Origin of the sequence: Pseudomonas costantinii (genome assembly GCF_001870435.1) — a bacterium.
Classification (GTDB): domain Bacteria; phylum Pseudomonadota; class Gammaproteobacteria; order Pseudomonadales; family Pseudomonadaceae; genus Aquipseudomonas; species Aquipseudomonas costantinii.
Genome location: NZ_MDDR01000052.1, coordinates 67,061 through 81,489, shown reverse-complemented (window position 1 = coordinate 81,489; position 14,429 = coordinate 67,061). Strand labels below are relative to the sequence as shown.

Sequence of the window (14,429 nt, the reverse complement as noted above, 5' to 3'; positions counted from 1 at the left end):
GGGCTGCAAGGAACGCCCGCGCTGGTTTTGGTTTGTCCAAGCTGTTCTTCAATCGGGATGTGGTTTAACTATTTGATATGCAAAGACATAGCTAAAACCGGCAGGAAATGGCTGTGTATTTGTTGTGATACAAGGCTGTACATTTAATTGACGCCATCAAAGTGCCACCATATGATCGCCGAAAATAGTGGCACAACGCCATTTCAGAGGGATCTAAGAATGTGGCGTTTTGCACGCCGGACCAGGCTTGGCCTGCTGTCCGTTTTTTTTTGCCTGGGCGCAGCCGGATGGGCGCAAGCCGCTACCCCGCAGAACACGCCGGGTATCACCGATCTGATTCGTGATCGCCAGGACCGTCTGCTCGAAGAGCAGCAACGGCGCATCGAAGAACTCAAGGACCTGCCCGGTAAAACCGCAGCCCCTGCCACGCCAACAGCACCCGCCGACACACGCTGCTTCCCGATCAAAACCATCGAGCTCTCGGGGGCCGACGCGCTGTCCGAAGGCGAGCGCGCCAGCCTGATCAAACCCTATATCGGCCAATGTCTCGGCGTGCCGCAGCTCAACGAACTGCTCAAGGTCATCACCGACCTCTACCTGGCGAAGGGCTTGGTGACCAGTCGCGCCTACCTGCCACAGCAGGACCTCTCCAGCGGCAACCTTAAGATTCAAGTGGTCGAAGGCAAGCTGGAAGGGTTGAAGGGTGCTGAGGGCAGCGGCATCACCGACCGCCAATTGGCGATGAGCTTTCCGGGTAAACCGGGCGACTTGCTCAACCTGCGGGAAATCGAGCAGATGGTCGACCAGTTGAACCGCCTGCCGTCGAATCAGGCGCAGATGGAGCTGGCGCCGGGCAACGTTGTGGGCGGCAGCGAGGTACTGGTCAAAAACACTCCGCAAAAACCTTGGCGTGTCGGGCTGTCGCGCCACAACGGCGGCCAGCGAAGCACCGGCGAGCAGCAGTGGGGCGCCAGTCTGGATTGGGATAATCCGCTGGGCCTGACCGACCAACTCTCGCTGCGTGGTGGCCACGATGCAGTCAGCGATCACCAGAAAACCTCACGCAACTCGATGCTCAATTACAGCCTGCCTTTCGGCTGGTGGACCCTCACGTACAGCTACAACGAAAGCGAGTATCGCTCCCAGGCCCAGGCCAACGGGTTCAATTTCAAGCAGACCGGCGACAGCCAAAACTACCAATTGCGCCTGGAGCGGGTGATCCACCGAGACGCCCTGAGCAAAACCTCCCTGAGCACCGGGGTGGCTTACCTGCGCACCAACAACTTCATCGAAGACAGCAAGCTCGCACTCAGCAGCAACCGCCTCAGCGAAGCCCAATTCGGCATCAACCACGGGCGACGGATTGGCGGGTCATTCCTCAACATCGACCTGGGTATGCAAGACGGCATCGGTGCGTTCGACGCCCAGGCCAATCATCACCCAGGCCCGGGCCAGGCCGATGCGCGCTACCGCAAATACACGGCCACGGTGAGCTACCAGTACCCGTTCAAGTTGTGGGGCGAGTCCCTCAGTTTCAGCAGCTTGATGACCGGCCAGCACAGTGAAGACGTGCTGTTCAGCCCGCAGCGCATGAGCCTGGGCGGGCAGTCGTCGATTCGTGGCTACAAGGACCAGATGCTCGCCGGCGACAGCGGCGGTTACTGGCGCAACGACTTGCGCTGGAGCCGCCCGGTGACCTGGGCCTGGATGCAACCGGTGTTTGCTGAGTACGGCACCAGTCTCGGTTATGACAGGGGCGTGATCAGCCATGACCGCTACAACGCCGAGCAGCATGGGCGCATGAGCAGTAATTCGGTGGAGCTGTTTGCCCGCGGCAAGAACGTCGCGGCCACGGTGACCTTTGCACACTCTTTGGAACGACCGGACCCGATCACGGAACGTGAAGCACCGATCTATTTCCGCCTGGATTTTTTCCTTTAATGTGATTACCGCCCTAGGGCATCGAGACAACACATGGATGTTCGCCAGTTCGCCTTCCTCGCGCGCCAACCTTCTGCGGCCCTGAAAAACCGTTCCACCTTCCTTGGCCTGCCCAAGCGTGGGTTAGCGCTGATCTTGGCCAATGCGATGTTCTGGCAACCGTTGCTGGCCCAGGCGGACGGCATTGTGGTGAGTGCGCCGGGAACGACGCTCGGCCAAGCGGGCAACGGCGTACCGATCGTCAACATCGCCGCACCGAACGCCAACGGGCTGTCGCACAACCAATTTCATGACTACAACGTCGGCGCCAACGGGGTCATCCTCAACAATGCCACCGACCGCACCCAGTCCACTCAATTGGGCGGCATCATCGTCGGCAACCCGAACTTCAACGGCACTGCCGCCAACATCATTCTCAACGAGGTCAACGGCGGCAGCCCCAGCCAGTTGCGCGGCTACACCGAAGTGGCGGGGCAGTCGGCCCATGTGATCGTCGCCAACCCGTACGGCATCAGTTGCAACGGTTGCGGCTTCATCAACACCCCGCAAGCGACGTTGACCACCGGCAAGGCGGTGATCGAAAACGGCCAGATCAACCGCTACCAAGTCGACCAAGGCAGCGTCGCCATTGAAGGCGCCGGTCTGAATGCAACCAACGTCGACCAGTTCGAAATCATCACCCGCGCCACCACCATCAATGCGCAGATCCAGGCGAAAAAACTCACCATCGTCGCCGGTCGCAACGATGTGGATGCGCGCACCCTAAATGCCACGGCACGGGCGTCTGATGGTAGCCAGGCGCCGGAGCTGGCGATCGACTCATCGGCGCTGGGCGGGATGTATGTGGGAGCCGTCAAGCTGGTCGGCACTGAGGCCGGTGTCGGCGTGCGGTTGTCGGGGGACATGGTTGCCGGAGGTGATATCCAGATTGACGCCGCTGGCAATGTGGTCATGGGCCAGACCTCGGCCGGTGCTTCAGTCGCGGTCAAGGCAGCCAGTGTGGAGGCGCAAGGTGCGGTCTACGCCGGTTCCGATTTGGCGGTCAAGACCCAAGGTGCATTGACCAACCGACAAGCCCTCGCGGCCAAGAACACCATTACGCTGGACAGCGGTGGGCGGTTGACCAACAGCGGGATTATCGAAGCAGGCGTCAATGCGGATAACAGCCGCAACAGCCAAGGTGATGTGCACTTAAAAGCACAAGCCATCGAGAACGCTGGCAAGACCGTAATTGCCAGTCGCGACCTCAGCATCAACACCGGCGAGCTGGTGAACCAGGGCGGTTTGATGCATGCGTCGGGTGCGTTGCAACTGAGCAGCCAGGGCCGTGTCGATAACCAGAGCGGGGAAATCTCCAGTGCCCAAGCGCTGGATTTCACCGCTGAAAACCTCGACAACCGCAGCGGCAAATTGCTCAGTGAACAAGGGGCACGAGTACGTATCGCCCAGGCGCTGGATAATACCAAGGGCTTGATTGCCGCCACCGGTTTGGACCTGCGGGCCAACAGCCTGGTCAACACCGAAGGCGAGCTTAAAGTTCGCGATGACGTGAAGGTGGTTGTTGCCACTGCACTGGACAATCGCCAAGGCAAAATTGTCGGCGCGACCAGCACGTTGAGCAGCCTGACGCTGGACAACAGCAAAGGCCTGCTGCAGGGCGATACCTTGCTGACTGTCACTAACGCCGGTATCGCGATCAACCGGGGTGGCCGCGTTATCAGTGGCCAGCGTCTGAGCCTGAACATCGGCCAACTCGACAACCAAGGGGGCGAGGTCTCCAGCGTCAACGACTTGTCCCTTATTGGCAGCCAGTTCGACAATAGCAACGGCGGGCGTCTACTCGCTAATGGTGCGCTGCAACTGGCCCTTGATCACTTGGATAACAGACAAGGCACCGTGCGTGGCGATGCCAACCTGACGTTGCAAGCCGTCACGCTGAACAACGATGGTGGCCGCGTCAGCAGCGGCGCAGCACAGTTGTTGACCACCACCGGTGCACTCAGCAACCGCAACGGTGAGTTGCTCAGCGCGATGGCGCTGACCTTGAACAGCGCCAGCCTCGACAACAGTGGCGGCAAACTGATCGGCGACGGCGCCGTGCGCGTCACCACTGGCGCGTTGAATAACCAGAACAGTGGTCGCCTGACCAGTGCCGATCGCCTGGACCTGACGGCAGGGCAGGTGGATAACCGTTTTGACGGCCGCATCGCCAGTAACAAGGCCTTGACCGCCAGCATCGCCGGCCTCGATCAACGCAACGGCGGCGAGCTTTACAGCACCAGCGACCTGACCCTGGACATGAATCAGGGCCACCTCAACAACGCCGGTGGCCTGATCCATGCGCCGGGTCAACTGCTCCTCAAGAACCTGTCCACGGTCGCCAACCAGCACGGCGAAATCTCCAGCGAACATGCCTTCACGCTGGCCGCGCAAAGCCTGGATAACAGCAATGGCCAGTTACTCAGCGATCAGGCGCTGACCCTCAAGATCGATCAGACGCTGATCAACCAAGGCGGCACCTTGGGCGCTGGCCAGCGTTTGAACGTCACCTCGGGCAGCCTGGATAACAGCCAGTCCGGCAGCCTGGTGAGCGATGGCGACCTGACGGTGAAGGTCGACGGCCTGTTGGACAACCAAGCCAAAGGCAGCGTGTTAGCCAAGGGCGTGATCGATATTCAGGCGGGTAGCGTGGACAACCGCGCCGGTCGCCTGTCCGGGCAGAACGTGCTGACTCTGCGCAGCGCCAGTCTGGACAACCGTGGCGGCGCAGTGCGTGCCAACCAGGACCTGAACTTGCACGTTGGCCAATTGGACAACCGTGAAGGCGTACTCAACAGCAAGCAGGCGCTGGCGATCACCGGCCAATCGTTGAGCAACCAGAACGGTTTGGTCAGCGCCATCGGCCCGGTGCGTCTGAACATGGACACTGTCAATAACGCCAAGGGCCGCATGGCCAGCCAGGACGATCTGGACGCCACCGTCGGCATCCTGACCCAGCAGGGTGGTCAACTGGTGGCCCAGGGTAATCTGACCCTCAACGCCGACAGCCTGGATAACCGTGACGGCGGTCTGCTTGCCGCGACAAAAGCGCTAAAACTCAAGGTCAACAACGTCGACAACCGCGCCGGAGAAATCTCCAGCCAGCAAAGCATCACGCTTAGCGGCCAGCGCCTCGACAACAGCGGCGGCAAACTGTTGGCGGGCACCGCGCTGGAGTTGGCGATGGCCGAAGTAATCAACCAGGCCAAAGGCTTGGTCTTCGCCCAGGACGTCGGCTTTACCGGCACCCGTCTGGATAACACCGAAGGCACCGTAAGCGCCAAGCACTCCCTGGCGCTGCAACTGGCGGCGGGACTGGACAACACCCGTGGCAAGCTCAGCAGCGAAGGGTCGATGGTGCTGGCGGGCCAGCGCCTTGATAACACCGGCGGCAGCATGTCCAGCGCCGGTCCGCTGACCCTCTCCAGCACCACGGACCTGCTCAACTTGGGCGGTACCGTCGAGAGCGCGCAAGGTCTCAAGCTGACCAGCGCCAGCCTCGATAACACTCAAGGCCTGCTCAAAAGCCAGGGCGCCGCGACCGTGACTACCGGGTTGCTCAACAACGGTCTCGGCGGCCGCGTAATCAGTGCCGACAGCCTCGACCTTACGGCCACCCAACTCAACAACAGTGGGCATATCGGCAGCGTTGGCAGCCTGAACGCCAACCTCACCGGCCTCACGCAGTTGGGCGGTGCCGAGCTGGTGAGCACCACGCAACTGAGCCTGGACCTGCACAACGGTGAGTTGATCAATGCCGGTTTGATCAACGCGCCGACTCTGGTGTTGAACAACCTTGCCGGCATCGACAACCAGCACGGCGAAATCTCCAGCCAGAATGCCTTTACCCTGGCTGCGAAAAACCTTGATAACAGCAACGGCAAGTTGATCAGTAATCAGGCGCTGACTTTGCGCGTTGATCAGGTCTTGGCCAACGTCAAAGGCCATATCAACGCCGCGAACCTCAACACCCGCAGCACCCGCCTGGACAACACCGATGGCCTGCTCAGCGGCCGAGGCGATGTCACGATCAGCGCCACCGAACTGTTGGATAACCAGCGCGGTAGCCTGATTGCCGACGGCGCCTTGCTGCTGACAGGCGCGGCCCTCGATAACCGTGGTGGTGAGATCGCTGGCAAAGCCCAGGTCACCGTTAACGAGGAGCGCGTCGATAACCGGAACGGCAAGCTGATCAGCACCGATGGGCTGCACCTGCGCGGTGCCAGCCTGGATAACCGCAACGGTCTGGTAGGCGCAACAAAAGCGCTGAAACTCGACGTGGGAACGGTCGACAACCGCGCGGGCGAGCTGACCGGCAATGCCGATGTCACCCTCAGCGGCCAGCAATTGAACAACAGCGACAAAGGTGTGGTGTTCGCAGGTCGTAGCTTGAGCCTCACCGTTGACCACGTTATCAACCGCACCCTCGGTGAGCTCAACGGCCAGCGCCTGACCCTGACCGGCACTTCGCTAGACAACAACGGCGGCAAGCTGCTCAGCCAACAACCGTTGGTGCTGGAACTGACGGGCGATCTTGACAACAGCCAAGGTCTGCTGAGCAGTGAAGACACGCTGGACGTCAAAGCGCGCACCCTCAACAACAGCAAGGGCAGCCTTTCCAGCGCCCAAGGCTTGAACGTTACCGTCAGCGATACGCTGAATAACCAAAACGGCAAGTTGGTAACCGATGGCAAGCTGGCGCTGCGCAGTGCCAGCCTGGGCAACCAGCAAGGCACCCTTAGCGGTAAAGGCCCGGTCTCGGTCACCACGGGCTTGCTGAATAATCAGGGCGGACGCCTCAACAGTGGCGACACCCTGGCGTTGACCACCGCGCAGTTGAACAACGGCGGCAGCATCGGCAGCGACAAGTCGATGACGGCTAGCGTCACCGGCCTGGACCAGCAAGGTGGCAAGCTGTTCAGCAACGCCGGCTTGAGCCTGGACCTGAATAACGGCCAATTGAATAACCAGGGCGGCTTGATCAATGCCGTTGGCCCGTTGCAGCTCAATAACCTCAGCACTGTCACCAACCAGAACGGCGAAATTTCCAGCGGCCAAGCCTTCACCCTGGCTGCACAAACCCTCGACAACAGCAATGGCAAACTGCTGAGCAACCAGGGCCTGACCCTGCGTATCAACCAGGCGCTGACTAACGTTAAAGGCCTGATCGGCGGCGCCAGCCTCAATGCCCGTGCAGCCGCCGTGGACAACCATGGCGGCACCTTGACCAGTCGCGATGATCTGCAACTGACCAGCGACGGCCTGCTGAACAACAGCGGCCAGGGCTTGATCAGCGCGGCTCAAGCACTGACCGTACAAAGCAATGACGTGAATAACCAAAACGGCAGTCTGCTCGGCGCCGCCGTCATCCTCAACGCCATGGCCCTGGATAACACTGCGGGCGGCTTGATCAATAGTCAGGGCACCTTGGGCCTGACCGCTACCCACCTCAATACCGGCAGCGGCGGCAAAGTTTCGGCCAAAGGTGCGATGGCCGTCGGTCTCAATGCCTTGACGTTGTCGGGCGGCCAGATTGTCGGCGAGCAGGGTGTGACCCTCGATCTCAACAACAGCGATTTGGATAACCGTAACGGCTTGCTCCTCGCCAACGGCTCGCTGACCCTGAAGAACCTGCGCGACCTCAACAACCAGGGCGGTGAAATCTCCAGCCAGCAAAGTTTCTCCCTGACGGCGCGGAGTCTGGACAACAGCGCGGGCAAGCTGATCAGCAGCCAGACGCTGACCCTCAACGCGGGCAGCCTGAATAACAGCGCGAAGGGTTTGATGTCGGGATGGCAAGGCCTGAACGTCAATGGTGACAGTCTCGACAACCGCAACAACGGTACGCTGTCGAGCCGCAACGGCGCGGTCGATGTGCGCCTGAGCGGCGCGTTGCAAAACAACTCAGAGGGCGCACTGGTCAGCCAAGGGCGTTTGGACGTCAGCGCCGCCAGCCTCGATAACCGTGGCAATGGCGTACTCTCCAGCGGCGCCGGGCAGCACCTGGCGGTGGCCGGCGCCTTGGTGAACGGCGACGGCAGTTTGATCGAAAGCGGCGCCGCGCTGGACGTGCAAGCCGCCACTCTGGCCAACCAGGGCACTATCAACGCGCAACAAGCCTTCACCTTCACCGGCACCGACCTGACCAACAACGGCGGCAGCCTGCTCAGCAACGGCGGGGTGACCCTCGACCTGCTCGGCAACCTCAACAACAGCGGCGGCAAAATCGCCAGCACCGGGCCGTTGTTGTTGCAACGGGCCAACCAGGTCTACAACGACGCTGACGGCAAGATCATCAGCCAAGGCCTGTTGACCCTGTTCACAGGCGGCCTGAACAACAGTGAACGCGGCACCATCGCCGGTAAGGAACGGGTGGCGATCACCTCCGGCGGCGTCGTGCAAAACCACACGGACGGCCTGATCTACAGCCAGGACGCCGACGTGCAGTTGAACACGGCAGGCCTGAACAATGCCAAGGGCAAGGTGCAGGGCCAGACAGGCCTGGGCCTGGGCATCAGCGGCGATGTCGATAACCAGGGCGGCACTTTGGCCAGCCTCAAAGGGTTGCTGGATGCCCGGTTGGCCGGTGGTTTGAATAACCAAGGCGGCATCATCCAGGCCCAAGGCCTGAACCTGGTCGCCAACCGCGTCGATAACCAGAACGGTCGCATCGTTGCGCAGACCGGCGATGCGGTGGTCAACGCCAATGACTTCGCCAACGCCAACGGTGGTTTATATGCCAAGGGTTTGGTGCGGGTGGCCGGGCAGCGTTTGGATAACAGCGCCGGGCAGATTGCCGGTGGTGCGATTGATCTGAGCGCCAGTGGTGCGCTGACCAACCGCAGTGGGGTGATTGAAAGCGATAGCACCCTGAGCGTAGCCGCCGGCAGCCTCGATAACCAAGGCGGGCAACTGCGGGCGTTGGGCAGTGGTGGCAAAACCAACTTCCAACTCGGTGGTGCGTTTGATAACCGCAATGGCCGACTGGAAACCTCCAACACCGACCTGACCCTGAATGTGAGCGGCTTCCAGAACCAGGGCGGCAGCTTGCTGCACGCGGGGACCGGCACCTTCGATATCGCCACATCGAACCTTATCGATGCGGGCGGCAATGTGGTGACCCGTGGCGGCCTGACCCTGGCGGCGGATAGCTGGACCAACAGCAGCGTGATCCAGGCCGGGCGCTTGACGGTGAACGTCAACACCCTGAATCAAACCGCCGGCGGGCAGTTGCTGGCGTCTGACCGCCTGCTGGGCACCGGTGGCAACTGGAACAATGACGGGTTGATCGCCAGTGATGGCACGGCCAATTTGGCGCTGACCGGCAACTATGGCGGGAACGGGCGCTACAGCAGTCTTGGCAACCTTGGCTTGAGTGCCGCGCAAGTGAACCTGAGCAGCACGGCCAGTGTGGCCAGCGGGCAGGACAGTACGCTCACGGTGGGCGGTAAGCTCAATAACGCCGGTCGTCTGACCGCGGCGGGCAACATGTCGTTGACTGCCGGCGATGTAAACAACACCGGCACGCTGGCGACAGGCGCCAACCTGACACTCACCGCCAATACGTTAGTCAACAACCACGGGTTGATCAGCAGTGGTGGTGACATGCAGCTGTTGGCCGCAAGCTTCACCAACGCTTACGCCGACGTCTATGGCCTGGGCGATGTACTGATTGCCAAGGACCCGAACCAAGGCAAAGCGGATTTGCTGGATAACCGCTCCGGCTCTATCGAGAGCGTGAAGAACCTGACGATCAACGCCATGACCGTCAACAACGTGCGGGATGTGCTGGAGTATTCGGTCCATGAAAAAGCCTCGGTAAAAATCACCGAACTTCCCTGTGGCCAAATCCAAACTTTCGGTTGTGATTATCGGGGGGCTGACCGTCGCAATGGTCTATGGCAAGTTGATGAGATCGATCGATTAGCGATCACTCAAAGCACGGGTGTTTCTACACTGAGCAGTGGCGCTGATATGCAGATCAACGCCCAGACACTCAACAACCAGAGCAGTACCATCGCCGCCACAGGCAACCTGACGGCGAATGCCACCACCATTAATAACCAGGGTGTACAGGCACAAGAGATAAAGACGACCCGCACCTTTTTGAGCTTCGTCAATGAGTTCACCGAGGCCCGCGCCCGTGTTGCCAACTTCAATGCTCGGAACGCTACGACACCCTCGGCGAACGTCGACGCCGAGCTGGCCTCCGCCCTCGCAATGATGTGGGGAGGACAGCTTTCGCGAACCTCTACCACCACTAACTCAGAAGGTTCGTCTTACGACGCAGTGATCCAGGCAGGGGGCAACGTCGCGCTCAACGCGGCCAAGAACATCAACAACAGCGTGATTCGCCCCTTCTACGCCTACGTGGCGGCAGGCCGTACCAAGGAGCAAACCGGCGCAGGCAGCGGCTTCTCCACCGCGATCTCTATCAATGCACAACTGCCACCGAACTTGGCTCACCAGCAAGTCAACCCGATAGGCTTGCCAGGTTTTAGCCTGCCTACAGGGCAGAACGGTTTGTTCCGCCTGAGCGGGCAGGGCGCCAGCGAGGGTCAAGCGACCCAGGGCAATGTCGGTCCGCAGAGCTGGACGTTGGGTGGCGCGAGCGTCGACTTGGCGCAACGCCAACAGAGCCTTCCCGAGAACCAGGCGCGGACGATTCAGTTGGGTGACGTCGCTCAGGTGTCTGCGAGCACCCGCGAGCTGTCGGTCGCAGCACGCACCGCCAATGGCATCGATGCCAGTGCCCGTACTGTTAACGCTAGCGGTGTAAGCAGCGCAGAGGCAGGCGTGTTGCAGCCCGGCCGCACAGCCAGTGGCGATATAACGCCGCAGAATCCGACCGGCAATCCTCAACCCGCCGTCGACACTTCGCGCCCAGAGGGAAATCTTCCGGCTCTGGTGGAGCGTGATGCACGCGTGGTCACCACCACGCCCGAGGGGCTGGTTTCGACACCCGGGAACACCCAGGCGATCAATCGCGTGCTGGGTCTGCCCAACAATACCGGCGCGTCGCAACCGCACAAATACCTGATCGAAACCAACCCGGCACTCACCGACCTGAAGCAGTTCATGAGCTCGGATTACCTGCTGTCCGGCCTGGGCTACAACCCGGACGACAGCGCCAAGCGCTTGGGCGACGGTTTTTATGAGCAGCGCCTGATCCAGCAAGCGGTCGTCGCGCGTACCGGCCAGCGTTTTATCGATGGGCAAACCACCGATGAAAAACTGTTCAAACACCTGATGGACAACGCCATCGCCAGCAAGCAGGAACTGAACCTTGCGGTGGGTGTGAGCCTGAGTTCCGAGCAAGTCACGGCCCTGACCCACGATATCGTCTGGCTGGAAAAAAGCCTGGTGAATGGCGAGGAAGTACTAGTTCCGGTGCTTTACCTGGCAAACGCCAACAACCGTCTGGCGCCAACCGGCGCGTTGATTGCGGGGAATGACATCAGCCTGATTGCGGGTCAGGACTTGAACAACGTCGGCACCTTGCGGGCCAGTAACAACTTGTCGGCCAAGGCCGGTAATGACCTGGTGAACAGTGGGTTGATCGAGGCCGGTAATCGCCTCGACCTGCTGGCGGGCAACACTATCGTCAACAAGGCGGGTGGGATTATCACAGGGCGGGATGTCACGTTGACCGCCGTGAATGGGGATGTGATCAACGAGCGGAGTGTGACCCGTCACGAGAGCAGTGACGGGGTCATCTCTGAGCGCACCGACTTTATCGACAACGCCGCCCGCATTGAAGCTGCCAACGACCTGAGCCTCAAGGCCGGGCGGGACTTCTCCAACCAGGGCAGCGCGCTGCAAAGCGGGCGCGACACCACGATCCAGGCCGGGCGAGACCTTGAGTTCGGGTCCGTGGAGCAGGTCAACAGCACCCCCAATATCAGCGCTCACAACAACAGCAGCTCGGTGACCCAGAACGGCTCTTCAGTGACGGCAGGTCGAGACCTGTCGGCAGTGGCCGGTCGGGATTTGACGGCGATTGCCAGCCAGATCGAGGCCAAGCGTGATGTGGCCATGTCGGCGACTGAGAACCTAACTTTGGCTTCGGCGGCGGATGAGCAGCATTCGGCGTTGGATTTGAAGAAGGTTAAGGCGCAGGAAGATCATGTGAGTCAGGTGTCTACCACGGTGAAGGCCGGCGGGGATGTGGCGCTCGGTGCTGGGAAAGACTTGGTTCTGAGTGCCAGCCGCGTGACGGCGGGGGATGAGGCGTATTTGGTGGCGGGCGGCAAGCTGGGTTTGTTGTCTGCTCAAGACAGCGATTACTCGCTGTATGACATGAAGAAGAAGGGCAGTTGGGGGAGTAAAGAAACCCAACGGGATGAAGTGACTCAGGTCACGAACGTCGGCAGCCAAATTACTAGTGGCGGTAATCAGACCCTGCAAAGCGGTGGGGACCAGCTGTACCAAGGCGCCAAGCTCGAGAGTGGCAAGGATATTGCGATTGTCAGTGGTGGGGCGGTGACGTTTGAGGCGGTTAAGGACCTGCATCAGGAGAGTCATGAGAAGAGTAAGAACAGCCTAGTCTGGACGAGCTCCAAAGGTAAAGGTAACACCGACGAGACGTTGCGTCAGACGCAGATGATTGCGGAAGGTAGCATCGTGATTAAAGCCGTCGACGGTTTGAAGATTGATATCAAGAAGATCGACCAGCACACCGTAAGCCAAACCATCGAGGTGATGGTAAAAGCCGACCCGCAACTGGCTTGGTTGAAAGAAGCCGAGAAGCGCGGAGATGTGGATTGGCGCCAGGTCCAAGAGGTTCACGATAGCTTTAAATACAGCAATTCAAGTTTGGGTGGTGGTGCGGCATTGGTCATCGCCATCATTGTCACTTATTTCACTTGGGGGCTCGGTGCGGGGCTCGTGGGAGCTGCCTCGACGACGACGACAGGTCTCGCCGCAAACTCGGTATATACCGCTGTAGCCATAAAAGGCGCGACAAGCACGATCAATAACAAAGGAAACTTAGGTGCTATCGCCAAGGACGTGACGTCTGGTGAAAGCCTGAAAGGCTATGCAATCGCGGGGGCCAGCGGTGCTATCGCGAAGTTCGCCGGAGTTACCGGTGAACTCACCACATCCGACCTTGGCAGGCAGTTGGCGGTCAATTCGGCGCTGCGAACTGTCGCGAATGGTGGCAGTTTTACTAAAAACATTGGTCAGGCTGCGATTGATCTTACGGCCAGTCTTCTCTCTGGAATGATTTACGAGCGTGTGGGTACCGAGCTCAGTGGTTCTGGTCTTTCCACAAAAGTGGCGGTGCATGCGATTGTCGGAGGGCTGATCGCAGAAGCGGCAGGGGGGGATTTTGCCTCTGGTGCTATTGCAGCCGGCGCGAATAAAGCGTTGATACAGACTTTTGGGGCGGAGATATTTCCTGGGGAGGCTCATGAGCGCGTATTAGCGTTGACCTCACAGTTGATCGGGATGACGGTCGCAGCAGGAGTTGGTGGCAGCAGTAAGGACCAAGAGGTTGCTGGGTGGGTTGCGCAGCAAGGTACCGTTTACAATTATCTGGAGCAGTCGGACATTAAGGCGTTTGCCTCCGGGATGAAGAGCTGCGGTACCGACGAAGCATGTCAGAAGAACAAATGGGACAACGAGCGGTTTAACGAGGAAAGCCTGTACAAAACCGAGTACGCGATGGGCATCACCAGTTCTCTCCTCGCTAAAGACAAGCTGCCTGGAATTATTGTCGCGTTGGATGACCTGATGGCAATGCAGTGCCAGACACAGGTTTGTGAGAGTTACAAAACTGAGTTGGTGGATCGATCTGTAGCGGCTGCAGAACATTTGGCCAAGCAGATTGCAGACTGGGGTCCTTCGATGGACCGGCTAGCCTTGATAAGCGGCGGTGGGGCCGGTGGTGGTAGAGTCGAGTCTAGGCCTCGGTTGCCGGGAGATACTGATCCAGCAGGGTTGGCGCAGCTGGAAAAGGCGATAAAATATTTACAAGGTGCAAAAGGACCTGGCGCTGTTCCGAATCTTACTGAACGTGGTACGTTAACTAATGTTTTCCCAAATGACCCTGCTATTGCGCAGCGACCAATAAGGACTCTTGTTCAAGACTCATCTGGTCGTTACTGGTTGCAAACTCCAGGTGGCAGCAAGATAACGCCATCAGGATCATATGATTTTGTAACAATGCCTGATGGAGCAGTTCGAGTCAGTAGACCAAATGTTAATGAGGCTTTTTCGACTCACCTTGGACTTAGCGGTGGAGGGGACGTCAAATATGCAGGTTCTATACGCTTTGGGAATAATGATGGTCCAAGTCGAGGAACAATAAGTCAGTGGACTAATAGTTCTGGGCATTACAAGCCGCCAGCATCGTTGAGTAGTAACTCCGGGCTGCCAGAAAATTTATTTATCCCGAAGTAGGTTTGATATGGATGAGCGACAGAGAGTGTTATGCGCACAGCTTG

The 14,429-nt window shown here is 59.5% G+C and carries 2 protein-coding genes; both read left to right on the top strand.

Annotated features, from left to right (window positions below; all coding sequences use genetic code 11):
• Nucleotides 1-219: 219 nt before the first annotated feature.
• A complete protein-coding gene (locus BFL40_RS27240; protein WP_071486839.1) occupies nt 220-1,941 on the top strand; it encodes a ShlB/FhaC/HecB family hemolysin secretion/activation protein in 1,722 nt (573 codons plus the stop codon).
• A gap of 33 nt (nt 1,942-1,974) precedes the next feature.
• Nucleotides 1,975-14,385, top strand: a complete 12,411-nt coding sequence (locus BFL40_RS27235; protein ID WP_071486838.1) for a two-partner secretion domain-containing protein — start codon at nt 1,975-1,977, stop codon at nt 14,383-14,385.
• Nucleotides 14,386-14,429 lie beyond the last annotated feature (44 nt).

Bases quoted from the DNA above. Each gene is read 5' to 3' on its own strand.
- BFL40_RS27240 (WP_071486839.1), top strand. From the start codon at position 220: ATGTGGCGTTTTGCACGCCGGACCAGGCTTGGCCTGCTGTCCGTTTTT.
- BFL40_RS27235 (WP_071486838.1), top strand. From the start codon at position 1,975: ATGGATGTTCGCCAGTTCGCCTTCCTCGCGCGCCAACCTTCTGCGGCC.